The following is a 26415-nucleotide window of genomic DNA, read 5'->3' on the forward strand; positions in this document are numbered from 1 at the left end:
CGCTTATATTTGTTGAAAATAACTATATCCGTCATCTTTCAAGTTGCCTCTTTGTTGGCTGCACTCACTCACCCCGGTTTCATAGTTATCTATGCTCCCGGGGATTCGCTCCCTTGCCGTCGCGATGCATCTTGAAATCCATAGAGTATACAATTATAGCATTAAATCATGGTTATTTATACAGTTGCCTAATCTCACTATATTGTGATGTAGCGCATAAATGATAATCGAAACATTGCCGAAACTATCTCTTTATTGCAAAGAATGGAAAATAAAATAGCTCTAATGAGATAGGCAGGTATTATTGAATATATCTATAAGAGTATAGTCGTAGAAAACGTATTTCATTCGTTATTAGTAATATGTTTTTAATATTATCTAGCTTTATTCTTAATTGTATTTATATAATTACATACTACCAAGAATTAAAGTTACAGTAATGATGGATAATAACGTAGTCCATGTGATAATAGATGCCATTGCCTCATGGTCACCACCCATTTGTCTAGCTAATATATAAGCATTGCCGGCATAAGGTACGGTGGAATATAGAATAGTAATATTCGCAGGCATGCCTGACGAACCTAAATATTTAATACTCTAAATAACTATTTATTTAAATTGTTAAAAATCATGGTTATTAAAATGTGGTTATTATTAGTAGAAAAATTGTTTGGGAATATTTATACCCTATGGATTTCAAGATGCATCGCGGCGGCAAGGGAGTGAATCCCCGGGAGCATAGATAACTATGTGACCGGGGTGAGTGCAGCCAACAAAGAGGCAACTTGAAAGATGACGGGTATAGATCTTATCTGACGAGTAACCCATCCGGTAACGTTCGAGAGAGTGGCTGGCTTTATGGGTAGGAATAAAGTGTTCCATTTTACGAAAATTCGTCAGAGATGAGTTATGGATGATAATCTACTATGGATAATTCCTATTGAGATAGGTTTTTATATTTCATAACTTAACCAGAGCTATTTTTCTTATCTTATCTAACAATAAAACATAAATCTAGCGTAGTAAGTATAGAACCAATAAAGAACAAAGACAGCGGAAAAAACGAAGTAAATCACAGATCTGACTTTGTTTTTTTTAAATAAAACGAATGACTTGTAGAAACATGCAATATAAAAAGGGAGAAGCGGAGTTAAAATAAATAAAGGAGTTATTATATCAATGCCGCCTTCTTTATATTGCCAAAGTTCACAATCAACATAACCAAAATCGAAATAAGGCTCCTTAATATTAAAGGCAAATCCGTTAATAATAAGAAAAGATAAGAATGACAATACTACGAATGTTATAATGTCTGTAAATTTTATTTTCATTTTTATCTATTTAATAAATTATCTATATGATCTAGTCGATTATATACAGCTTCTCCGTATGAGACCCATTCATCTTCAGCTAATGTCCTTTGCTCTTTTGATTTGTAAATTGCTTTAATAAAATCGTCTTTTTTTCTTGTTATTCCTCGATTATATCTAGAACCCACCATAATATACTGTTCTTTTGTTAAGTTTCTAGTATCTGCATTAGGATAATCATAGAGAATTAAATCTTTTAAATGTCGAGCGACCATTTTAATATTAAATTCATCAAGTTGTAGGCAAGTTGCAATTTCTAACTGATCCCTAGTGGTTAATGTGTTTGAATCAAACCCCATCATATCGGCTACATGTCTTATCTGCATTGCAACTATACCAGTAGAGGTTTCATTTGAACCTTTATGGCGAGTTTTATTAATATTAAAAACCTGCTCGTTCCATTGCCTCATTGCAATAGTATTTAATTTCCACATATCCGGTTTACCGCCTGCTTCTATTCTAGAAACAGCAGCCAAAAGATTCGTTGGTATTTGTTCTAAATGAGAATATTTTAAAATAAGTTGCTGATTATATTTAACGTATGCATCTTTATAACTGTCTATATATCTATTTTTGTTTCTTAGAAGATGTTTATCGACTTGCCACATAACAAGATCAAGTTCATCCCATCGCCTAAAAGATGGCCTGGAACTTGGGTTATATGTACAAAAATTATTACTTAATACCCTGTCACGCAATTTATTCATTCTTAATAAACCTCATCATCTCTGATGCTATAAGCAGAAGTACCAGCAATGTGATGACTCCACGTTATATTTTGATAAATGACAGAGATACTCTCTTCTGGCTGATTTTCTGCATGAGTTAAAGAGTGGGGGTAATTAGTATTAAAAGCATTTATTTTTGCTTTTGTTAATTCTATTGAATAAAACTTTTCTTGAGCACCTTCTGATGAAGTTCTATAAAAATCTAACAGGATATGAAGTTCTTCGTTGTTTGAAATTGCTAGTCCAAGTAAAGGAGAGGATTTATCGATGGGTTTTATGATATTAAAAGGATGATGGCTTACATGTTGTATTCGAGTTAAAGAATGTGTAGCGGAGTAAACTAGTATTTGATCCCTGTGGTTCTCTTGATATTTATTACCAATAGAATCAAAAGTAGAACAGCCTGCTGAAATTAACCCTTGGTTCTTTCCTTTTATGGTCGCATAAATCAAATTAGACATTATTAAATCCTTTATGGAAAATTAACACATAAAAAACACTTATAACAAAAAAGATTTATATTGCCCAGTTTTATTTTTAAAATATAGACTTTGGTCACAGAAGGAAATAATCGAAATACTAAGCTATATCCTATGGATTTCAAGATGCATCGCGACGGCAAGGGAGTGAATCCCCGGGAGCATGGATAACTATGTGACCGGGGTGAACGAGTGCAGCCAACAAAGAGGCAACTTGAAAGATGACGGGTATATATCCTGTTCCCGTTTATTTTGATAGCGATGACATTAATAACACTTAAATAGAAGCGACTTTCCTCCCCAAAATAGCAGCTTCAGAAACAGTACCGGCAACCAGTGCATTTGTTGAACCGTCATAATGAATATTGCCATCAACAATTAATAAAGCGCGATCAGCTATACGAGCGGCATCATCCAGATTATGGGAAACCATCAGTAATGTAAGTTGGCGTTCATGGCAAACTTGTTCCAGTAATACCAGCATTTCATTACGCAGTGCCGGATCTAGGGCTGAAAAAGGCTCATCAAGTAATAAAATCGGTTGCTGGCGTACTAGGCAACGAGCTAATGCTGCCCGCTGCCGTTGTCCACCAGAAAGTTGAGCTGGCAGACGTGTTAGACAATTTTCCAACGAAACTTGAGAGACTATTTGCTGTAGTGTCTGTTTCTGCATGCTATTAAGGCGTAATCCAGGATGTAAACCTAGCCCGATATTTTGCTCAATTGTCAAATGAGAGAAGAGATTATTTTCTTGAAATAACATGGAAACCGGGCGTTGAGCAGGTGACGTACTGGTATGATTTTCCCCGTTCAGCCATAGGGAGCCTTTTTCTGCTGTTTGAAAGCCGGCGATTAAGTTCAGGAGTGTACTTTTACCCGCCCCACTAGGGCCTAGGATTGCGATACGTTCTCCGGCCTGAATTTGCAAGTCAAAGCGCATCACCAGATGTTCATAGCGGTAAGTCAGATTTTCAAGTTTGAGCATTACGTGGTCTCGGTAAGCGTTCAAGTAAACTAAACAGCATAAAACATAACAATAACAGCAATAAAGCAGTGATCGCGCCATCCTGACTACGATAAGCCCCAATTTGCTGATAGAGGTAGAAGGGCAGGGTACGGAAATCTTCATTACCAAACAGCGCGACAACGCCAAAATCTCCAATGGAAAGGACACAAGCAAAGGCCAGCGCTTGTGCCAGCGGAACTTTTAGTGCTTTTAGTTCAATCCAGCGCAGTCGGTTAATACCTTGAATATTCAGGGAGCGACACAGTGGATTATAGCGAGCCGCCAGATCTTTCATTGGATTATCCAGAACTTTCAGTGCATAGGGAATTGCCATCAGTGCGTTGGTTAAAATCACTAAACCGTAGGGTGAACGGGGCAGGCCGACGGTATCATTGAGCAACAGAAAGAATCCTGTTGCCAATACAATGCCTGGCATAGAGAGGATTAACAAACCACTCATCTCCATTGCTTGTCCCCAGTGAGGAGAATAACGCAGGTACAGCTCACGGCTGCTCCACAGCAGCATCATAGTGAATAAAACACATAATAACCCCGCGCCTAAAGCAATCACCGCTGAGGTGATAAATGCTTGCCACAATGCAGGCTGGCGCAATACGTTAAGCAACCCGCTGTTAAGGCCATCCACGACAACCGCCAGCAATGGTGGCACGAGTAGTAATAATGCTGTGATAATTAACAGGCTGTCGCAGATTTTTCTCAACAAAGTATCCTGTGGATTACGCCATTGCTGTTGGTTGCTGTAGCCGACAGATAGAGCGCTGCTAAGTTTCTGACTGAGGAGCACAAGGCCAAGGCAGCAGGTAATCTGAATTAACGCCAGTAACGCGGCACGGTTAAGATCGTAGTCATAGCTTAACGCTTGATAGATTGCCAGTTCGACAGTTGTTGCAGCAGGTCCTCCACCTAACGCCAGCACAGTAGCAAAACTGGCGAAACAGAGCATAAAAATCAGTGCGCCAGTGGGCAGGATCTGGCGGCGTAGATAAGGCCATTCAACAAAACGGAAATGTTGCCATTCATTCATACCTAGCTGCGCCGCTAATTGCCGTTGTTCCACTGCAATGTTTTCCAGCGATTGCAGTAAAAGCCGTGTTGCCAGCGGCATATTAAAGAAAATATGTGCCAGCAAAATGCCTGGTAAACCGTAAGGGATGAAATGGTAATCGATGTCGATCCATTGGCAGAACTGAGCCAGCCAGCCGGCTCTGCCATAAACCGTCAGAATGCCGAATAGAGCGACTAGCACGGGCAAAACCAGCGTCATAGCGCACAGGCGCAGAAAGAGGGTTCGGCCTGGAAAATGACGGCGATAGAGTGCCCTGGAAAGAAAAATAGCCGGAATAACAGAAAATAGTGCTGATAAAAAGGCTTGCCAGAATGTGAAGCGTACCACGTGCCACAAATAGCGATCTTCTATCAATAAATGCCAGTCACTTGCAGGTGAATTAAACCAGAGCGTTCCGAATGCCAGTAAGGCGACCAACAGTAAAAAACCGGCGGCAATCGCCCCCGGTAACAGCCATCCGGCTATCAGCGGCTGACAGCGCTTTGCCATGTACGAATCCATTGGTTACGGTATTTTGCGACTTCTTCCGCGCGATATTGAAGAGATTTTGCGGGTATGGAAAGCTGCAAATATACTTCCGGGAGTGGGATATCAATGACCGGATACATCCAGTTGGTGGTTGGAATTTCCTGTTGGAAAGTTGGAGTCAGCATAAACTGCATAAATTTCTGGGCAAGTTCCGGTTGCTTGCTGGAGGCCAGTTGTGCGGCCACTTCGATTTGAAGGTAATGACCTTCACTGAATGTAGCCGCAGCGTAATTGTCATTCTTCTCAGATAACAGGTGGTAACCCGGTGAAGTGGTGTAACTCAGCACTAAATCGCCTTCTCCTTTGAGGAACAGGCCATAAGCTTCGCTCCAGCCCTTGGTAACGGTCAGCGTTTTCTTGGCCAGTTTTTGCCAGGCTTGTGGGGCATCATCACCGTAAATTTTCTGCATCCATAACAGCAAACCTTGCCCCGGTGTGCTGGTGCGAGGATCTTGGTAGATCACTTTCCAGTTATTGTGGCTGTTGATTAGCTCATCCATGCTTTTTGGCGGGTTTGGTAAAGTCTTTTTGTTGTAAATGAAGGCAAAATAGCCATAGTCATAAGGAATGAATACCTTGTTATTCCATGACACCGGCAGTGTCAGTTTGCTGGTATCCACTTGACTTTCGGTAAACAGCCCCGTTTGTTGGGCTGCTTGAATCAAGTTGTTATCCAACCCAAGAATAATATCGGCAGCAGTACGCTTGCCCTCCATTCTTAGGCGATTGAGCAAGGAAACACCGTCTTCCAGAGCAACCAGTTTCAGTTCACAGTGACATTCAGCTTCAAACGCTTTTTTAATTGCGGGTCCGGGTCCCCATTCAGTGGCAAAAGAATCATAGGTATAGACCGTTAATACTGGCTTGGCCTGTACAATTTGACTTAATAGCAACGCAGGAGCTGATAGGACTGTCAGTACGATTAATTTGGAAAATAACGTCTTAAACACTTTGCTCTCCTTAAATTAAGAGGATTGGCAAAGGATTTGAGGAAGCGCTAAACGGCGAGATAACGTCTGTGAAATAGTTAGCAGCTCAAATCCCTACGCCGGTATTAGCCGGATCAGGTTCGGCGGGTTTACTCTCAGCAAGGCTGTTTTAAACAGCCAGCACCCCGTTGAGATGGCGCTATTGTAGAGATTTAGCTAGCGACTGCAAAGTCCAATGATAGAGGTTTACCACTTGAGGGTAGTGTGAAACAATTAGTCATCTTTCAAATTTAGTTTATCGAGGTAGTCTGGTGATCGATGATGATGGCTACCGCCCGAATGTAGGAATTGTAATTTGTAATCGGCAAGGCCAGGTTTTGTGGGCCCGGCGTTATGGGCAGCATTCCTGGCAATTTCCTCAAGGGGGAATTAATCCGGGGGAATCACCAGAACAGGCTATGTACCGGGAACTGTATGAAGAAGTGGGGTTAGGTCGGAAAGATGTACGCATTCTGGCCTCTACTCGTAATTGGTTACGTTACAAATTACCCAAGCGTTTGGTGCGTTGGGATACACGACCTGTCTGTATTGGTCAAAAGCAGCGATGGTTTTTATTACAACTGCTCTGTAATGAAGAAGATATTAATGTGCAACACAGTAATACCCCGGAGTTCGATGGTTGGCGTTGGGTCAGCTATTGGTATCCTGTTCGGCAGGTAGTCTCTTTTAAGCGTGATGTTTATCGGCGCGTGATGAAAGAGTTTGCTTCGGTTGTAATGCCAATGCAGGAAAGCGTATCTCTGCCACGTTCTTCGTATTTTTACCGTCGCAAAAGAAGTTAGGTGAGTTCCATGCTCATGCGTTTACGGGAAATTGTTGAAAAAGTTGCTATGGCAACCAATCTGGCCGAAGCGCTTGAGCTATTGGTGAACGAGACCTGTCTGGCAATGAGCACGGATGTCTGTTCTATCTATCTTGCTGATCATCAACGGCGGTGTTATTACCTGATGGCAACCCGAGGGTTGAGAAAACCCCGAGGAAGGACTATCAGTTTGGCTTTTGGTGAAGGAGTTGTCGGGCAAGTTGGTCAATTGTCTGAACTGATTAATCTGGCGGATGTCCGCAGCCATCCAAGTTTCAAATATTTGCCTCAAGTTAAAGAGGATAGCTTTCGCGCTTTTTTGGGCGTTCCCGTGGTTTACCACCGTCAGTTGCAAGGTGTTTTGGTCGTTCAGCAGCAGGAACAACGCTTGTTTAATGAAACCGAAGAGTCCTTTATGGTGACGCTTGCGACACAACTCGCGGTGATCCTTGCTCAAGCTCAGACTAAAGGCTTGTTTGGTCGATATCGGCAGACCAGAATTAAAGCATTGGCCATTTCCAATGGCATCGTGATGGCTCAGGGATGGCAAGATTGCTCCCAACCCTCACTTGACCAAATTTTTGAAGCCTCAACCCTTGATCATGCAGCAGAACGTTCTCGTTTAATTCAGGCACTGGAAGATGCAACAGCAGAATGTCGTCGGCTCAGTAAACGTTTTACCGCGGGTTCTCAAAAAGAGAGCGCCGCGATTTTTGATCTTTATTCCTACCTTTTGAATGATCCCCAGTTGAAACAAGATCTGTTCTCCTGTGTTGAACAGGGCTCTGTTGCGCAATGGGCTGTTAAACAAGTTATTGAGAAATACGCAGAACAATTTTCCTGCTTGCAGGATGCTTATATGCGGGAAAGAGCATCAGATTTACGGGCACTTGGACAGCGATTATTATTTCATCTGGATGATTCACTTACTGCCAGCCATCAATGGCCTGAATGGTTCATTCTGGTTGCAGATGAACTGAGTGCTAACCTATTGGCAGAAATGCCGCAGGAAAGATTAGCAGGGGTTATTGTTCGTGATGGCGCCACTCATTCACACTCTGCCATATTGGTTCGAGCAATGGGTATTCCGGCCATTATGGGGGCGGATATCCAGCCGGAACTCCTGAACAATCGTATGCTAATTCTTGATGGTTTCCGTGGGGAAGTTTTCATTGAACCTGAGCCACTGATTTCGCAGGAATATAAACAGATTATCGAAGAAGAAAAAGCACTTAGCAGACTGGCTGAGGGAGATGTTGAGCAGGAAGCACGGTTAAAAAGTGGCGAGCGCATTTTGGTTCAGCTTAATGCGGGTTTGAGCCTGAAATATGAGTTGCGGATCAGTAATAGTATTGATGGTGTTGGACTCTATCGCACCGAAATACCCTTTATGCTGCACTGTGGTTTCCCATCAGAAGATGAACAAAAAGCGCGTTATCAGGAGATGTTACAATTATTTCCCGATAAGCCAGTGGTATTGCGTACACTTGATATTGGTGCGGATAAACAACTGCCTTATATGCCGATCAGCGAAGAGAACCCTTGTTTGGGATGGCGTGGTATACGAGTGACGCTGGATCAACCGGAGATTTTTCTTATCCAACTGCGGGCAATGCTCCGAGCTAACGCTGATATGGGTAATCTGAAAATCCTGCTGCCAATGGTAACAAGTGTAGAAGAAATTGATGAAGCTAAGCGATTGGTAGACAGAGCGAAAGAGGAAGTCGAGCAAATGTTGGCGCGCCAAATATCTATGCCTCAGCTCGGTGTCATGATTGAGGTTCCTTCGATGATTTTTCTGTTGCCACAACTCAAAAACAGAGTCGATTTTGTGTCTATTGGCACCAATGACCTAACACAATATCTATTGGCAGTGGATCGGAATAACACTCACGTCGCTTCTCTTTATGATTGCTTACATCCGGCGGTGATTCGAGCATTAAAACTGGTATTTGAAAATAGCCAGCGGGCAGGTCTTACGATCAGCATTTGTGGTGAAATGGCAAGTTTCCCTATGGGAGCGCTATTATTGATTGGTCTTGGCTATCGCAGTTTGAGTATGAGTGGTTGTAGTGTGCCAAGAATTAAGTATTTATTACGTCATCTGGAGTTGGCTCAGGTTGAAAAATTAATGACCGAAATACTACAAGTTGAAACCAGCCTAAGAGTAAAGGAGCTGTCAGCAACGTTTATGGAGCAGCATGGGGTGGGCGGTTTGGTCAGAGGTGGCATTTAATCCGTTTAACGGCCTGTGCTATGATTCTCAATCACTTGCCTTAGGGCATTAACGCTAAATATTAAGTGGGGAAAGATGAGTAACAGCTACCTGGCATTTCCTAATATTGACCCGGTCATTTTTTCAATAGGTCCAATAGCCCTCCATTGGTATGGTTTCATGTACCTGGTTGGGTTTGTATTCGCCATGTGGCTAGCGACACGCAGGGCAGCGAAACCCAATAGTGGTTGGACAAAAAACGAAGTAGAGAACTTGCTTTATGCGGGGTTTGCTGGCGTATTTGTCGGTGGCCGTCTAGGTTACGTCCTGTTTTATAATTTCCCGGCATTTCTCGATAACCCCCTTTATTTGTTTAAAGTTTGGGATGGTGGGATGTCTTTCCACGGTGGTTTAGTGGGGGTTATCTGCGCAATGTGGTGGTTTGGCCGCAGAACGAAACGCCATTTCTTACAAGTTGCTGACTTCATTGCCCCGTTAGTCCCTTTTGGTTTAGGCATGGGGAGAATCGGTAATTTTATTAATGGCGAGTTGTGGGGACGTGTCACATTGGATACGCCGTGGGCGATGTTATTCCCAAGCTCCCGTGCTGAAGATATTGCACTGGCTGCAACAGATCCCTCACTGTTATCAGTACTTGAACAATATGGTGTTCTGCCACGTCACCCTTCACAGCTTTATGAAATGGCGTTGGAAGGGATCATTCTGTTCATTATTTTGAATTTATATATCCGTAAACCTCGCCCGATGGGCAGTGTTTCCGGTTTATTCTTAATTGGCTACGGTATTTTCCGAGTGATAGTCGAGTTCTTCCGCCAACCAGATGCACAACTGGGCTTATTCGACGGGATCAGTATGGGGCAAATTCTTTCTATACCAATGATTTTGGCGGGAATATTAATGATGATATGGGCATACAAACACCAAGGTAATAAGGTACAAGAGGTAAAATGAAACAGTATCTGGACTTAATGAAAAGAGTGCTTGCAGAGGGCACTCCGAAAGCAGACCGCACTGGGACGGGAACACTCTCGATTTTCGGGCATCAGATGCGTTTCAATTTACAGGATGGTTTTCCGCTGGTCACAACTAAACGTTGCCATATCCGCTCAATTATTCATGAACTTCTCTGGTTCCTGAATGGTGATACCAATATTAAATATCTGCATGAAAATGGAGTGACTATTTGGGATGAATGGGCGGATGAAAACGGTGATTTAGGGCCGGTATATGGTAAGCAATGGCGTTCATGGGGAGCCGCAGATGGTCGCCAGATTGACCAATTGAAAACCGTATTGGAACAGCTTAAAAGCGATCCAGATTCACGTAGAATCATCGTTTCGGCTTGGAACGTTGGTGAATTGGATAAGATGGCATTAGCGCCATGCCACGCTTTCTTCCAGTTTTATGTTGCGGATGGCAAACTTTCCTGTCAGCTTTACCAGCGCTCCTGTGACGTATTCCTTGGCTTACCGTTCAATATTGCCAGCTATGCATTGCTAGTTCATATGATGGCGCAACAGTGTGATTTGGAAGTAGGCGATTTTGTCTGGACCGGTGGTGATACGCACCTTTATAGCAACCATATGGAGCAGACAAAATTACAACTCAGCCGTGAACCGCGTTCACTACCAAAACTGGTGATAAAGCGTAAACCGGCATCACTTTTTGATTATAAATTTGATGACTTTGAAATAGTTGATTATGACCCACATCCAGGAATAAAGGCCCCGGTTGCTATTTAGCGGTTGCGGTTAAAATAGTGCTTCTATGTTCGTCGACAATCTGGAGGAACAATTTATAATAAATTGTTCCTCTTTTCATTTTGATGATATAATATACAGATACGTAGAAATTAAGAGGAAAAAGACCATGAATACTATTTCCCAAAAAAAAGCTAGGGATCTGCTTAGTAATCCAAAGCATTTCGAGGGTGGTGTGTTTATTACCAAAAACGGGATATCTGAATTGTTTATTCAACCAATGGCAGAACGTGAGAGAGAGTTGGCCGAAAGAGGCGTAGAACGACAGGCGATAGCATTGCTTAAAATCGCGATGTTGTCTAAGAAAGATACTATAGAAGGTAGAAAAATGACACTTGAAGAAGCACTTCGTAGGCGCAAGGAACGTCGGGTGTGATATATAAAGTTCAAATTACCGAAACAGCCTACCAGACACTTTCTATTATTGAAGACTACAAGGCTAATACTATAGGGTTGGAAGCAGCTCAGAATTTGGTGGATGATTTATTAATTGAATCATCGGAACGGATAGGGGAGAACCTGTTAGCATACGGTTATTGTTCAATGTTGCTGGATAAAGGAATGCAATTTCACCAATGGCTTTCCAAAGATCGGCAATTTCGTTTTATTTATGATGTAGTTGGGGATGAAATTCAAATATTGGCATACGCAAGCACAAACCAAGATTTAATTGCCCTCTTGTACCAACTACTGATCATACACTGATATACCCGTCATCTTTCAAATTGCCTCTTTGTTGACTGCGCTCACTTACCCCGGTCACATCGTTATCTATGCTCCCGCGGATTCGCTCCCTTGCCGTCGCGATGCATCTTGAAATCCATAGGGTATATATTTAAAACATTGAACGCTATACTTACTGCCTATCCCAATAGGGCTATTTTATTTGCCATTCTTTGCCATAAAGAGCGAACCTGGGCAGTGCTCAAAATCCTCACGTACTACGTGTACGCTCCGGTTTTTCCGCGCTGTCCGTGTTCTCTGTTCATTGATAAGAATGGCCTGCAACAATTACGCTTATTGGGATAAGCTCTTAATAAAATATTCTCAATTAATTATTTTCTGGTCTGATATTATTTATCTTTATAGAATAAATTAATAGTAATAACATCCTCATGTCAAGCACTCAATCTTTTCTTTATTATGTTCATGAAGATTCTTCCTCATAGCCATATAATCTTACAATGCATGACAATAATAATAAATAAAAATCGCTATTCTTATTGGTTTTTGCGAAGTTCTACGCAATTTAAATGTAATAATGATAAACTATTATTTTTTTATTGATGCACTCTCGCATAAAATTCAATTATGTATTTACTCTGTGTTTAAAATGAATAAAATGTTTTACGAAAGGAAATAAGTAATTATCAATGGTAAATAATATGAATATAATCGGTCATTATAATATTGATAATCAATCAGGTTTTTCTTTATTGGAATTGATGATCGTTATTGTTTTGGTTTCAATATTTTCCTTATGGGGTGTGCAGGAATGGGGCGATCACCAGGAAAGAGCCAGGTTACAGGAATCAGCGCAGAAGATATTGACATTTATATCCAGACAACAATCTTTGGCAAATTATTTGAACAAAAGGGTGATATTGTGGTTGAAAACTGGAAAAAACTGGTGCATAGCGCTCTCTAATTCGGTATTGGCTAATTGTGATTTAGAAAATGTTGAGGGAATAAGTTCCCCCTATCAGGATGTTATTATTAGTTCAGCAACTAAGGATCAGATAGAGTTTCATGGAATAAGAAACACCATGATACCTGCGAGTTTTACTTTGGCGAATTCCGCAGGTGAAATATCCATTATTTTTTCTTCACGAGGTAGGATGAGATCATGTAGTAATAATAAGTTTAATCAAATTCCAGCTTGTGATTAATTATACTTTTTCTACTAAAATAATTGATACTTTATTGGAATAATGAAAAATAAAAACCAATCTGGAATGACATTATTAGAGGTTATTGTAGCAATGGCTATTGGTAGTATTATCTTACTAGCGATTGCTAAAAGTTATCCTATTTTAACTAAACAAGTCATGGAGTTATATCAGAGATATCGTTTAGGTTATTTTATTAAACAAACATTACATATTATAGAAAAGGATATTCGCCGTGCTGGATATTGTCAGCATTATTGTGATGGAAAGCCAATATTCATCGATAATAAAAGTGATGAGAGTGAGGATTCATGCCTGATTATTGCATACGATCTTAATATAAATAACCAATGGGAGCCGCCAGAGCACGGTGAATCAGAATTCTTTGGCTATCGTCTTAGCAATAAGTCAGTAGAGTGGAAAAGGGGGGCGGGTAACTGTCAGGAAAATGGTTGGGAAAGGCTGTTTGATCCAAATGAAATAGTGGTAGATTCCTTTAAAGCTGAAAAATTACCGGCAAAAGATGGCTTAGTTTTTATTAAATTGGTGCTTATTGCACATTGGTTTAAACATCCATCGATAAACTACCAATATCAGTCAGTAATACGTTTGCGCAATATCAGGGGATAAGTACCGTGGCTGAGCATTCTCCACATGTCTGTTTTCAATATCAGCAAGGTAATGTATTGCTCATTTCAGTGCTGATATTACTGGCCATTAGCCTGATGATGTTAAAGGCTTTGCATCATCATCTGGATAACGCTTTAATCATGATGGTCGATGAACGCAGATATCTAAAAGCTTTTCAGCAAGCAGAATCTTCATTGGCATGGGGAATTGCTCAGTCATGGTCACTTGATAGTAATAAAACAGAAGAGTGGTATTGCCAGCAACAACAAGAATTTCATTTGACCAGTTGTTTAAAAAGGCAATCGAGTCATTTTTTTCTACTGAAAGGTATGGCTGATGTGGCATCCGGGCAATCTGTTGGATTATATCAATGGATGAAATTACACTCATCTGGTGGAAGTGATTCCCTTATTCCGGTAGAGAGTGGTTGGCTGGATTTTTGTCCTGAGGTAGATGTGGGATTTTGTTCATGAAGTCAGAGCCTTTTTATGAGCATCAAGCAGGCATGAGTTTGCCCGAAGTAATGATTGCTGTTATGGTCTTTTCGGTCTCTTTATTGGGATTAATGCGTTATCATCAGGCGTTATTATTTGGGTTTCAGCAACATTGGCAGCAATCAAAGGCGGATAAATTATCTTATGGATATCTGGAACAATATGAATTAATTGCAGGTCAAAATGCTTTACCAGAAATAACATTGCCACCGGGATGGCATGCTGAATTTCAGACGGCCTATCCGTTGTCTAGCTGCTATCAGATTACAGTTATAGTGACAACGCCTTATAATCAGCAAAGTAAAGCAAGCCGATTGATTTGTTCAAATGGGAGTTCTGATGTTTAAGGTTTATCATTCTAATCAATTAGATCTTCTTAAGGAATTGATAGCAATATTGATCGGGGGTAACCCACTGACTGATCCATTTGCGCAGGAAGTCATTTTGGTACAAAGCCCAGGTATGTCACAGTGGCTGCAAATCCAACTGGCCGAAAGAATAGGCATATCAGCTAATATTTCATTTCCGCTTCCCGCTACGTTTATTTGGGATATGTTTACCAAAGTATTGCCTGATATTCCTAAAGAGAGTGCTTTTAGTAAAGATGCCATGACATGGAAATTGATGGCGTTATTGCCTCAATTGCTGCCGGAAGCGGAGTTTGTCGCACTCAGGCACTATCTTGATCAAGATTTTGATAAACGGAAAATTCATCAATTAGCTGGACGGGTTGCTGATCTGTTTGACCAATATCTCGTTTATCGTCCGCAATGGTTGGAAAGTTGGCAGCAAGGTCAGCTGATTGATGGCTTGAGTGATAATCAGTTGTGGCAGAAAAGATTATGGCTGGAACTGACGAAATATACTCATCAGTTACAACAACCCCAATGGCATCGTGCTAATTTGTATCAGCGTTTTATTTCGATACTGGAAAATAGTACTGAACTGGAAAATAGTACTGACTTTTCAGTTTGTTTACCGAAACGGGTATTTATCTGTGGTATTTCTGCCTTACCACCAGTCTATTTACAAGCTTTACAGGCATTGGCACGGCACATTGATATTCACCTGATGTTTACCAATCCATGTAAATATTATTGGGGAGATATTCAGAATTATGCTTTTTTGGCAAAACTGAGTAGCCGTAAACCACGTCATTATAAGAGCGAACAGGAGTTGGAATATTTTAAAGATCCTGGTAATGCTCAATCATTGTTTAACGGTGACGGTGAACAAGATGTAAGTAATCCCTTGTTGGCATCGTGGGGACGGTTGGGCCGTGATAATCTCTATTTATTGTCGCAGCTTGAGCAGAGTTCGGATATTCACGCTTTTGTTGAATTAGAACAGGATAATCTATTACATCAATTGCAAAGGGATATTCTCTATCTGGAAGATCATGCCCAAATTGGTTCAACAAAAGAAACATTTGAAAACAGTTTGAAAAAAAGAGTACTTGATCCGTTGGATCGTTCTTTATCTTTCCATGTTTGCCATAGCCCTCAACGTGAAGTGGAAGTTTTACAGGATCAGCTATTGAGATTATTGGAAGATAATCCATCGCTGACGCCAAGGGATATTATTGTGATGGTCGCGGATATTGACAGTTATACTCCCTATGTTCAGGCAGTATTTGGTAATGTCTCTGTTGAACGCTATATTCCATTTGCTATTTCTGATCGTAAGGCCCTCCAGGCACATTCGATTTTACAGGCATTTATTACACTGCTTGATTTACCTCAAAGCCGTTTTACGACAGAACAGGTTTTAGCATTGTTGGAAGTACCCGCGCTGGCGAATAAATTTGACATACATGAAAATGGTTTGCGTTTATTAAGACGTTGGGTTGAAGAATCAGGCGTTCGTTGGGGGTTGGATGACGATAATGTCGAAGAGCTATCTTTACCGGTGACAGGCCAGCATACATGGCGTTTTGGACTGACTCGAATGTTATTGGGTTATGCAATGGATAGCCGATCGGGCCCTTGGAAAGAGGTATTGCCTTATGATGAATCCAGTGGTTTAGCCGCGGAGCTTGCCGGCCAATTGGCTGAATTTTTAATGCAATTAAGCTACTGGCGCAAAATTCTTGCTGAGAGCCGGACATTAACGGGTTGGTTACCTGTCTGCCAGCAGTTGCTGGAAACATTTTTTGTATCAGATAATGAGACTGAATTAGTACTGGCAATGATAGAACAGCAATGGCAGAAAGTCATAGTCAATGGCTTGAATGCCCGTTATCAGGAAAGTGTGCCATTGGTTTTATTGCGAGATGAATTGGCACTTCAGTTTGATAATGAAAAAATCAGTCAGCGTTTTCTCGCCGGATCTGTCAATTTTTGCACTCTAATGCCGATGCGTTCTATTCCCTTTAAGGTTGTCTGTTTATTGGGAATGAATGATGGTATCTACCCCCGTTCAATTCCACCGCTTGGATTTGATCTGATGGCGGAAAAAGGTCAGAGGGGAGACAGAAAACGGCGGGATGATGACCGTTATCTATTCCTCGAAGCCTTGATATCTGCCGAACGGTTTCTCTATATCAGCTATATTGGTAAGTCTATTCGTGATGATACGGAATGTAATCCTTCTGTGTTGGTGAATGAATTACTGGATTATGTTTGCCAAAGTTTTTGTTTACCGGGAAATGAAAAACTGAATGTTGATGAAAGTGCTACCCATGTTAGAAAACATCTGTTGTATCTTCATGCCCGCGTTCCATTTGCACCGGAAAATTTTATACCGGGCAGTTATCAGCAAAGCTATGCCGGAGAGTGGTTCCCGGCGGCAACTGAGCAAGGTGCAGCATACGCTGAATTTTGCCAATCTATTGAAATGGCGCAAATTCAAGAAATTACACTTGATAATTTGAGCAGTTTTTACCGCCATCCCGTTCGGTTTTTTTTCCAACGTTGCTTGAAAGTAAATTTCGTTATTGAAGAAACGGAATTACCAGAGGAAGAACCTTTCGTTTTAGATAATCTTCAACGTTATCAGTTTAATCAGTTATTGTTGAATGCGTTAATTGAACAGCAATCGCCTGAACCCCTTTTCAATCGGCTGCGTGCTGCTGGAGGATTACCTTTTGGTGCTTTTGGTGAGGTTTATTGGTTAAGACAGCAAAAAGAGATGCAGCCTTTGGCGGATAAAATTCGTGAACAACAAATGGAAACTTTATCTGTCGATTTACATCATGATTTAGGCCAGGTGATTCTGATGGGGCGTATTAATAAGGTGCAACCGGATGGTTTGCTACGTTGGCGGCCTGCCAGTTTGACAGCCAATGATGGTATGCAATTGTGGATTGAGCATCTGGCTTATTGTCTGACAGGTGGTGAAGGTGAAAGTCGCAGCTATGGGCGTGATGGCAACGAATGGCGTTTTGCTCCTGTACCTTCAGATCAAGCTAAAGATTATCTGAATCAATTGATTGAAGGCTATCAGCGAGGAATATCTGCGCCTTTGCCGCTGTTTTGTAAAAGTGGTTGGGCGTGGCTTTCAGCATGTATGAATAAAGAGACTGGTGAGATTGATGATAGTGATGAAATTCAATCAAAAGCTGAAAGCCAGTTATTGAAAGCATGGCTTGGAGATCAAGGACGCAGAGGCGAAGGGGATGATCCTTATATTCAACGAGCTTTCAGGCAAGTGGATAAATCATTTTTGGCAAAACTTAAACAGGAAGCGCTCAGTTATTTATTACCGATAGCGCGATATCAGAATACATAGGGAGAATATCAGATAATGCATAAACATTTTGTTCGCATGATTACTGTGATGTTCCTGCTTTTTTGGGGAACGACGAGTTATGCGCAATCACCACAACTACAGTGGCAGCTACTGCAAGAGACAATTTATAAAAGCGAGAGTGATCATCGTCAGTATCAGGGAATCAAACTGGCAAACAATATGACGGTCTTGCTGGTATCTGATGAGAAAGCAACCAAATCTCTGGCAGCGGTAGCAATTCCGGTTGGTAGTATGGAAAACCCTGACAGCCAGCTCGGGCTTGCACATTATCTGGAACATATGGTTCTAATGGGATCTGAACATTATCCACAATCAGGTGATTTATCTGAATTTTTGCAAAAACATGGTGGTAGCTATAATGCCAGCACGGCTTCTTACCGCACGGCTTTTTATCTTGAAGTAGAAAATGAAGCGTTAGCTCAAGCCACAGATCGTCTGGCTGATGCACTGGCTGAGCCGTTACTTGACCCAGTGAATGCAGATCGGGAGCGAAACGCTGTTAATGCAGAGCTGACAATGGCGCGTTCGCGTGATGGGATGCGGGTTGCTCAAATACGGGCAGAAACCTTGAATCCTAAGCATCCCAATGCTCGTTTTTCTGGTGGTAATCTAGAAACATTAAAAGATAAACCGGGGAGTAAATTACAGACAGAACTGGTGGATTTTTATCAACGCTATTATTCAGCCAACCTGATGAAAGGTGTCATTTACGGTAATCAGCCTATCGATAAACTGACTCAAATTGCCGTTGATACTTTTGGTCGGATACCGGATAGAAAAGCGAGTGTGCCGGTGATTACTGTGCCGGCAGTAACGGAAAAAGAGAAAGGGATTATCATCCATTATGTTCCTGCCCAACCGCAAAAGGCATTGCAATTGGAATTCAGTATTGACAATAACAGTGCTGATTTCCGCAGTAAAACCGATGAATATCTCGGTTATATAATAGGCAATCGTAGCCTGAATACATTATCAGATTGGCTACAAACTCAAGGACTAGCAGAAAGTATCAGTGCCGGTGCGGAGCCTATGGTTGATCGCAACAAAGGTATCTTTTTTATTTATGTGACGTTGACAGACAAAGGGCTTGCACAACGGGATCAGATTGTTGCGGCTATTTTTGCTTATATTAATTTATTGAAACAGAAAGGTATTCAGAAAAGTTATTTTGATGAAATCGCGAAGGTTTTGAATCTATCGTTCCAGTATGGCTCTATTGTTCGTAATATGCATTATATCGAATGGTTATCGGATGCTATGTTGCGGGTTCCTGTTTCCAATGTACTTAATGCCGGTTATCTGGCTGATGACTATAACCCGCAAGCTATTGCCAGCCGACTTGATGAGTTGACTCCTGAAAATGCGCGTATCTGGTATATCAGCCCAAAAGAGCCGCACAATAAACAGGCTTATTTTGTTCAGGCGCCTTATCAGGTTGATCGAATTACATTGCAGCAACGAGTTAAATGGCTGCAATTAGAGGAGCAGATGAGCTTTTCTCTGCCCGCACCAAATCCTTATATTCCTGATGATTTGAAGCTGATAAAAGCCGGTAAAAGTCAAAAACATCCAGAAATGATCCTTGAACAGCAGAATGTCCGCCTGTTCTACATGCCGAGCCAATATTTTGCTGATGAGCCTAAAGCCAGCATTACGCTTGATTTGCACAACGCAGAAGGTTTGAATAGCGCTCGTGAGCAGGTCACTTCCTCTTTACTTGATTATTTGGCAGGGCTTTCCCTTGACCAGCTTAGTTATCAGGCTTCTGTTGCAGGAATGAATATTTCTACGGGTTCATCCCAGAGGCTGCAATTGGGAGTAAGTGGTTACACTCAGAATCTGCCAGCGCTTTTAACCTCTTTAATCAGTAATTACATGACATTCACGCCAACTGAGGAGCAACTGGCACAGGCTAAGTCCTGGTATCGTGAGCAGATAGCGGTTTCTAATAACGCTAAAGCTTATGACATGGCTATGCAGCCATTGAAGCGCCTTTCTGTGGTGCCTTACACTGAACAATCCACTCGCCTGGAAGCGCTGGAGACTATCACGGTTCAGGATATTGTTACGTATCGTCATGAAATGATAAAAAACGCTGCCTTGCAGATGATGATCATTGGGAACTTGACCGAACAGCAGAGCAAAGTGATTGCTGAATCTGCCCATAACCAACTGGCTAATCAAGGAACAGGCTGGTGGATTGGGAATAAGGTGGTGATTGATAAAAATTACCCGGTTAATTTCCAGCGTGTTGGCAGCAGCACAGATGGTGCTTTAGCAGAGGTTTATATTCCGACAGGTTATAACCGTATAGAAGGTTATGTTTATTCTAGTTTGTTGAGCAATATGCTCCAACCGTGGTTCTATGATCAATTAAGAACAACAGAGCAACTGGGGTATGCGGTGTTTGCTTTCAATACCAGTGTGGGGGAACAGTGGGGGTTGGGGTTCCTGTTACAAAGTAATAGTAAGCAACCAAAATATTTGAATCAGCGTTATCAAGATTTCTATCAGAACGCTGGTAATAAATTGAAAGCAATGTCTCAAGCTGATTTTGAACAGTACAAGAATGCGCTGATTAATGAAAAGCAGCAACCGCCACAAACTTTCTATGCCGAAGTTGCTCGCTTCTCTGGTGATTTCAGTCGCAATAACTTTAATTTTGATAGCAGAGATAAAATGCTTGAGATTCTAAAGAAAACTACACAGCAGCAACTGATTAATTTCTATCGGAATGCGGTAATCAAACATCGGGGGCTGTCATTAATTTCACAAGTGATTGGTAAATCAGGAAACTTGGATGGATATGCGAAATTGAAAGGTTGGAAAACCTATCAGAATGTGACTGAATTTCAGAAACGGTTACCTGTTGAGGTAAGAGAGCAGTGATCACAGAGATATCTGTTCACAGGCTTAATGTATTAACTCTGCCGCTGAATGGTCAGCGGCTGATCGAAGCATCGGCCGGGACGGGTAAAACCTACACCATTGGCATTTTATATCTGCGTCTTCTACTTGGACTGGGGAAAGATGCCGCTTTTTCACGACCTTTGAGCGTGGAAGAGATTCTGGTGGTTACTTTTACTGAGGCAGCAACAAATGAGTTACGTGGGCGTATCCGTGAAAATATTCATAAACTTCGCCTCGCTTGTATTCGAAACGAAGTAGAAGATGCAGAACCAGCCTATCAACAGCTATTGGATGAAATCCCAGATAAAGGGAGGGCGGCTATCTGGTTACTGGCCGCAGAGCGGCAAATGGATGAAGCCGCGATTTATACCATTCATGGTTTTTGTCAGAGGATGTTGGCGCATAATGCTTTTGAAGCTGGGATCTTGTTTGAACAGACATTAATTCAGGATCAACATCCATTAGAACGACAGGGGTGTGCCGATTTCTGGCGGCGCCATTGTTATCCATTGCCGTTATCAATGGCACAGGTAATCAGTCAGGAGTGGAGTGGGCCGGAAGCTCTGATGGCTGAATTACATCCTTATTTACAAGGGGATATTCCATATATTGTTAATGCGCCGGACAGTGATGAAACGTTGTTAAGTCGCCATGAAAAAATTATCCAGTTGATCAGCGATGTTAAATACCAATGGAATGAAGTTGCTGGAGAATTGCACGATTTAATTGCGGGCTCTGGTGTTGATAAAAGAAGTTACAGTAGTAAGCACTTACCAAATTGGTTGAATAGTGTCTCGGATTGGGCTCAAGCGCCTACAGAGGATTATCTGTTGCCAAAAGCATTGGAAAAATTCCGACAGTCGGTATTGGCAGAAAAGACAAAAAAAGGTGAGGTGCCTGAACATTCACTTTTTGTTGCGATAGATGATTTATATAAGCAACCACTTACTTTACGTGATTTGATTATCTCCAAGGCTATTATTGAGATTCGCCAATCAATCTGTCAGGAAAAATTAACGCGTGGTCAGATGGGATTTGATGATTTATTAACCCGCCTAGATGATGCTCTGAGAGGCCCTGGCAGTGATTTGCTTGCTGAGACAATTCGCCGACGCTATCCGGTTGCGTTGATCGACGAATTTCAGGATACCGACCCACAGCAATATCGGATTTTTCATACCATCTATGGCAGTCAGTCTGAAAATGGGTTGCTGTTTATCGGCGATCCTAAACAAGCTATTTATGCATTTCGCGGCGCAGATATTTTCACTTATATTCGTGCCCGTTCTCAGGTAAGTGCTCACTATACTCTGGAAACAAACTGGCGCTCAGCCTATTCAATGGTACAGGCAGTAAATAAGCTATTTATGCGTTCGGAAAACCCATTTTTGTTTGAGCAGATCCCTTTTATTGAGGTTTCCGCGGCAGAGAAAAATCGAGGACTCTCTTTTCGTTATGACGGCGAAGGACAGGCTGCATTAAATTTCTGGTTACAACCAGGAGAAGGTGTTTCTACTGGAGATTATGAGCAAACGATGTCACGGCTCTGTGCTGCGCAAATTCGTGATTGGTTGCAGGCAGGTAATGAAGGGCGGGCTTTATTACATAAAAGTGAAGGTTCTCGACCTGTGACGGCTGCTGATATTACGGTTTTGGTGCGTAGCAGAAAGGAAGCTACACTGATCCGTAATGCACTTAACCTGTTGTCTATTCCTTCTGTATTTCTTTCTAACCGAGAAAGTGTATTTGCTACCGCGGAAGCCAAGGATATTCTCTGGTTATTACAAGCGGTGTTATCACCGGAAAAAGAACGGGTTTTGAGAAGTGCGTTGGCGAGTGGTTTATTTGGTCTAACTGCCAGGCAGATAGACATGTTGAATCATGATGAAAAGACATGGGATCAGTTAGTTGATGAATTTGATGGTTACTTCCGTCTGTGGCAACGCCGTGGTGTGTTACCTATGTTACGAGCGGTAATCGCCAACCATCATATTGCTGAGAATTTGCTTGCCAGTTATGACGGTGAACGGCGTTTGACGGATGTGATGCATATTGGTGAGTTGTTGCAGGAAATATCTTTACAACTTGATAGTGAACATGCAGTCACCCGCTGGCTGGCTCAGCAAATTTCTCATCCTGATCCACAATCTGAAAGCCAGCAGATGCGGCTGGAAAGCGATCGTCATTTGGTGAAAATTTGCACTATCCATAAATCTAAAGGTCTGGAATATCCGCTGGTATGGCTGCCATTTGTCTGTAATTTCCGGGAGCAGAAGCAGGCGATATATCATGATCGGACAAGCTTTAATGCTTGCCTCAATATCTTTCCTGACGACGAGGCGATTGAGCTGGCAGAACAAGAGCGATTGGCAGAGGATTTGCGTTTACTCTATGTCGCATTGACGCGTTCTGTTTACCATTGCAGTGTCGGCGTGGCTCCGCTGATAAAAGGCAATAAGAAAAAGGCCGGGGATACTGATCTGCATCAGTGTGCTCTGGGTTACCTGTTGCAAAAGGGAGTTAAAGGGGATGCTGATTTTCTGGCGACATCACTTAAAGAATTAAGCGGGGATGGCATCGTTGTATCGTTAATCAATGATACTGACGATCATCCTTGGCAGTCGCCAAGTAAAAATGATTTAGTCCTGTCGGCCAGGCAATTTAAACGCAGAGTCCAGGATGATTGGCGTATTACCAGTTATTCTAGTTTACGGAACTCTATGGTTCATCGTGGCAGTGCTTCCGCTTATTTTGCTGGAGAAGAATCTATTGACGTAATTGTCCAGTCTATTGCGCCAAAGCTTGATGTTGATGCTAGTGGTGAAAAGCAGTTAGCAGAACAACCTGAAATGACACCCCATACATTCCCTCGGGGAGCTTCCGCGGGGACTTTTTTACACGCTATTTTAGAAGAACTTAGTTTCAGCCAATTACCTGATGAGAAATGGTTGGCAGAACAACTGCAATCAGCCGGATTTGATGAACGCTGGAGTGGGACATTACAGCAATGGATGGTCGATATTTTTACTATTCCATTGAATGATGAAGGAGTGCAATTGGCAAAAATTCCGCTACATCATCAACAGGATGAAATGCAATTTTATCTGCCGGTTGAACAACTTTTGCGATCTCAGATGTTGGATACACTGATACGTCGTTATGATCCAATTTCTGCTCGCTGCCCCCAACTGGAATTTCAGCAGGTGAAAGGAGTGTTGAAAGGGTTTATTGATTTGGTCTTCTGTTGGCAAGGTAAATTCTACCTGCTGGATTACAAATCAAACTGGTTGGGAGAGGAGAGTCGGTTTTATACTCGCCAGGCAATGGAAATAGCTATGATTGAGCATCGTTATGATCTGCAATATCAACTTTATACACTGGCATTGCATCGTTACTTGCGTCACAGGCTGGCTAATTATGATTACCAACAACATTTCGGCGGCGTGATTTATCTGTTTCTGAGGGGAATAGATAAACAACAGCCGGGGAATGGTATTTTCAATTGTCGGCCATCGGCTGAATTTGTTGATGCTTTGGATCTGCTTTTCAGTGGTAGTGAACAGCTTGAGAAAGAGAAAAATTGATGATTTCGTTATTACAACAAGCAGTAAACCTCAGGCTTTTGCGTTCATTGGACTTACAGTTTGCTCATGTATTGATTGAGGATAAAGATCCTGTTTTGTTGTTGGTGATGGCGCTGTTAAGCGCTGAAACCGGTACCGGCCATGTTTGCCTGCCGGTTAATCGGATAACGCCTGAATATTTTTTTGATGGGCGACATCGTGAATTTGCCGAACAGTTATGGCAGGTTGCGGGAAAACCTGATGAGCAGCGTTTGCGGATAGCACTGGAAAATTGTGCTGCGGTTAGTGATGGATTTCAACCCACGCCTGTTGTGCTTTCCCATGATCGGCTTTATTTGCAGAGAATGTGGCAAAGTGAATGTCAGGTGGCGGCTTTTTTTTCCGGCAATCAACCAATCGATAATATTCAGGAACAGCAACTGAGAGTTGTTTTAGATGAATTATTCATGCTATCTGAGGAAATGGTGGACTGGCAAAAAATGGCTGCGGCTGTCGCGGTGACTAGCAGAATTTCGGTTATCTCTGGCGGACCAGGAACCGGGAAAACTACCACCGTTGCTAAGCTGTTGGCTACCTTAATTAAACTTGAACCTGATAAAAAGCGGGTTATCCAACTGGCGGCTCCGACCGGAAAGGCGGCCGCCAGATTGACCGAATCTCTTAATAGTGCGGTCAGAAAATTGCCTCTGACGGAGGAACAATTTGCATGTATGCCGGATCAGGCGCAGACGATTCATCGCTTGCTAGGAGCGCAGCCTGATAGCCAGCGCTTGCGCTATGATCGAGATAATCCACTGAACCTGGATGTGCTGGTGGTGGATGAAGCTTCAATGGTGGATTTACCCATGATGGCTAGGTTGATTGATGCATTGCCACCGAAAGCGAAAATTGTTCTGCTTGGTGACCGAGATCAATTGGCATCAGTGGAAGCAGGCGCGGTGTTGGGTGATATTTGCCGTTTTGCCGAACTCGGATATAGCGTAACGAGGGCGCAACGGCTAAGCAGATTGACGGGATGCCGGTTAGTTGCGGGTGATCAGCAAAATATCCCAGAGGTTCGTGATCGTTTGTGTCTTTTACGTAAAAGTTATCGTTTTAATGTGGATTCGGGGATTGGTCAATTGGCGACGGCCGTTAATCAGGGAAAGAGTCGACAAGCTCTCGCTATTTTGCAGCAACCGTTGAAGGATATCTGTTTTTACCCATTGTCTGACGATGAAGATTATCAGCGGTTGTTGGCAGAAACGGTATCGGGTTATTACCTTTACTTGCATCTGGTGGCAAAACAGGCACCAGTCAAAGAGATTTTAGATGAATTTAACCGCTATCGTTTGTTGTGTGCACTTAGAGAAGGGCCGTTTGGTGTCAGTGGGCTTAATGAGCGTATAGAACAGCTATTACATCGTCAGGGGCTTATTCGTCGTCCAGTCGGGACTTTCAGCCGTGGTTATGCAGGGCGGCCCATCATGATATCGCGTAACGACAGCACATTGGGCCTATTTAATGGTGATATTGGTATTATGCTCAGAGACGAAAATCATGAACTGCGTGCTTATTTTCAACTGCCTGACGGGCAGATTAAGGGAATCCAGCCAAGTCGTTTACCACAACATGAAACTGCGTATGTGATGACCGTACATAAATCGCAGGGCTCAGAATTTGAACATACCGCTTTGGTATTGCCAACGCAATTTGTGCCGGTTGTCAGCCGTGAACTGGTTTATACAGCGATAACCCGTGCCAGAGAAAAACTGACTCTTTATGCACATGAAGCGGTATTGCGTCAGGCAATCCAGACGCCAACTCAAAGGCGAAGCGGGTTAGCAGAGCGGCTTAGCTTACAGGTGGATTAGCGCTTATTCTGATAGACTAACTTGTGCAAAAAAATTTATATATTAATGATGTTGCCATATCTTCTCTGACATTTTTTTGATCGTTATTTGTTCGGTTGTTGGATGGGCTTTTAAGCCCGACAATCAGATCATTAATCCCTTTAATGAGATTTCTGATTTGCCGTGCTGACTTCGGTAAATATCCCTTTTCAGTTTTGTAAAAAGTTCTCGATTGGGTGATTGAAAAATTCTCGTACAGTGAGTTATATATTATATTGATATATGCAAGATAAATTTATATTAAAACTGCCCATATGCCAAATTTTGGTTATTTTACA

21 protein-coding genes and 1 riboswitch are annotated in these 26415 nt (G+C 42.1%); of the genes, 14 read left to right on the plus strand and 7 right to left on the minus strand.

Annotated features, from left to right (window positions below; translation table 11 throughout):
• Positions 1 to 3: 3 nt before the first annotated feature.
• From LGZ98_RS02215 to thiB, 7 genes are all read right to left on the minus strand, one after another.
• Entirely contained in the window at positions 4 to 153 is a 150-nt protein-coding gene (locus LGZ98_RS02215; protein ID WP_228899896.1) for a hypothetical protein, read from the minus strand.
• A 546-nt stretch (positions 154 to 699) separates the two neighbouring features.
• Positions 700 to 885 (minus strand): hypothetical protein, encoded by a 186-nt coding sequence (locus tag LGZ98_RS02220; RefSeq protein WP_229015745.1) that lies wholly within the window; start codon positions 883 to 885, stop codon positions 700 to 702.
• A 451-nt stretch (positions 886 to 1336) separates the two neighbouring features.
• Positions 1337 to 2080 (minus strand): hypothetical protein, encoded by a 744-nt coding sequence (locus tag LGZ98_RS02225; RefSeq protein WP_228899913.1) that lies wholly within the window; start codon positions 2078 to 2080, stop codon positions 1337 to 1339.
• 2 nt (positions 2081 to 2082) lie between these two features.
• Positions 2083 to 2562, minus strand: a complete 480-nt coding sequence (locus tag LGZ98_RS02230; RefSeq protein WP_113041546.1) for an Hcp family type VI secretion system effector — start codon at positions 2560 to 2562, stop codon at positions 2083 to 2085.
• A gap of 295 nt (positions 2563 to 2857) precedes the next feature.
• Positions 2858 to 3565, minus strand: coding sequence for a thiamine ABC transporter ATP-binding protein ThiQ (gene thiQ / locus LGZ98_RS02235; protein ID WP_113041547.1), 708 nt, complete (start codon positions 3563 to 3565; stop codon positions 2858 to 2860).
• Entirely contained in the window at positions 3552 to 5162 is a 1611-nt protein-coding gene (thiP, locus tag LGZ98_RS02240) for a thiamine/thiamine pyrophosphate ABC transporter permease ThiP (RefSeq protein ID WP_262977642.1), read from the minus strand. Before thiP ends, thiQ begins: the two co-directional genes overlap by 14 nt.
• Complete coding sequence (gene thiB, locus LGZ98_RS02245) at positions 5138 to 6124, minus strand: thiamine ABC transporter substrate binding subunit (RefSeq protein WP_387490450.1); 987 nt, start codon at positions 6122 to 6124, stop codon at positions 5138 to 5140. The genes thiP and thiB overlap by 25 nt, the downstream gene beginning before the upstream one ends.
• A gap of 99 nt (positions 6125 to 6223) precedes the next feature.
• A riboswitch (TPP riboswitch) is annotated at positions 6224 to 6328 on the minus strand.
• A 113-nt stretch (positions 6329 to 6441) separates the two neighbouring features.
• Here thiB and rppH point away from each other — a divergent pair.
• The 14 genes from rppH (at position 6442) to recD (ending at position 26098) form a co-directional block, all read left to right on the plus strand.
• Positions 6442 to 6972, plus strand: a complete 531-nt coding sequence (rppH, locus tag LGZ98_RS02250; RefSeq protein ID WP_112876470.1) for an RNA pyrophosphohydrolase — start codon at positions 6442 to 6444, stop codon at positions 6970 to 6972.
• A 9-nt stretch (positions 6973 to 6981) separates the two neighbouring features.
• Entirely contained in the window at positions 6982 to 9228 is a 2247-nt protein-coding gene (gene ptsP / locus LGZ98_RS02255; protein WP_262977643.1) for a phosphoenolpyruvate--protein phosphotransferase, read from the plus strand.
• Positions 9229 to 9303: 75 nt separating this feature from the next.
• Entirely contained in the window at positions 9304 to 10179 is an 876-nt protein-coding gene (gene lgt / locus LGZ98_RS02260) for a prolipoprotein diacylglyceryl transferase (protein WP_262977644.1), read from the plus strand.
• Entirely contained in the window at positions 10176 to 10970 is a 795-nt protein-coding gene (thyA, locus tag LGZ98_RS02265) for a thymidylate synthase (protein WP_262977645.1), read from the plus strand. Before lgt ends, thyA begins: the two co-directional genes overlap by 4 nt.
• Positions 10971 to 11097: 127 nt before the next feature.
• Complete coding sequence (locus tag LGZ98_RS02270; RefSeq protein ID WP_011145000.1) at positions 11098 to 11364, plus strand: hypothetical protein; 267 nt, start codon at positions 11098 to 11100, stop codon at positions 11362 to 11364.
• Complete coding sequence (locus LGZ98_RS02275) at positions 11361 to 11693, plus strand: type II toxin-antitoxin system RelE/ParE family toxin (RefSeq protein WP_262977646.1); 333 nt, start codon at positions 11361 to 11363, stop codon at positions 11691 to 11693. The genes LGZ98_RS02270 and LGZ98_RS02275 overlap by 4 nt, the downstream gene beginning before the upstream one ends.
• 680 nt (positions 11694 to 12373) lie before the next feature.
• On the plus strand, positions 12374 to 12877 hold the full coding sequence (locus tag LGZ98_RS02280; protein ID WP_262977647.1) for a prepilin peptidase-dependent protein: 504 nt from the start codon (positions 12374 to 12376) through the stop codon (positions 12875 to 12877).
• Between the two features lie 42 nt (positions 12878 to 12919).
• Positions 12920 to 13507 carry a prepilin peptidase-dependent protein gene (locus LGZ98_RS02285; protein ID WP_113041555.1) on the plus strand — a complete coding sequence of 196 codons (588 nt, stop codon included), beginning with the start codon at positions 12920 to 12922 and terminating at the stop codon, positions 13505 to 13507.
• Positions 13508 to 13512: 5 nt separating this feature from the next.
• Complete coding sequence (locus LGZ98_RS02290; protein ID WP_262977648.1) at positions 13513 to 13980, plus strand: YgdB family protein; 468 nt, start codon at positions 13513 to 13515, stop codon at positions 13978 to 13980.
• Positions 13977 to 14348 (plus strand): prepilin-type N-terminal cleavage/methylation domain-containing protein, encoded by a 372-nt coding sequence (locus LGZ98_RS02295; RefSeq protein WP_113041556.1) that lies wholly within the window; start codon positions 13977 to 13979, stop codon positions 14346 to 14348. The genes LGZ98_RS02290 and LGZ98_RS02295 overlap by 4 nt, the downstream gene beginning before the upstream one ends.
• A complete protein-coding gene (gene recC / locus LGZ98_RS02300) occupies positions 14341 to 17730 on the plus strand; it encodes an exodeoxyribonuclease V subunit gamma (protein WP_262977649.1) in 3390 nt (1129 codons plus the stop codon). Before LGZ98_RS02295 ends, recC begins: the two co-directional genes overlap by 8 nt.
• A gap of 15 nt (positions 17731 to 17745) precedes the next feature.
• Positions 17746 to 20640, plus strand: coding sequence for a pitrilysin (ptrA, locus tag LGZ98_RS02305; RefSeq protein ID WP_262977650.1), 2895 nt, complete (start codon positions 17746 to 17748; stop codon positions 20638 to 20640).
• Entirely contained in the window at positions 20640 to 24245 is a 3606-nt protein-coding gene (gene recB / locus LGZ98_RS02310; RefSeq protein ID WP_262977661.1) for an exodeoxyribonuclease V subunit beta, read from the plus strand. Before ptrA ends, recB begins: the two co-directional genes overlap by 1 nt.
• On the plus strand, positions 24245 to 26098 hold the full coding sequence (gene recD / locus LGZ98_RS02315) for an exodeoxyribonuclease V subunit alpha (protein ID WP_262977651.1): 1854 nt from the start codon (positions 24245 to 24247) through the stop codon (positions 26096 to 26098). The genes recB and recD overlap by 1 nt, the downstream gene beginning before the upstream one ends.
• Positions 26099 to 26415 lie beyond the last annotated feature (317 nt).

This window comes from Photorhabdus kayaii (assembly GCF_025384895.1).
In the GTDB taxonomy this organism is placed as follows: domain Bacteria; phylum Pseudomonadota; class Gammaproteobacteria; order Enterobacterales; family Enterobacteriaceae; genus Photorhabdus; species Photorhabdus kayaii.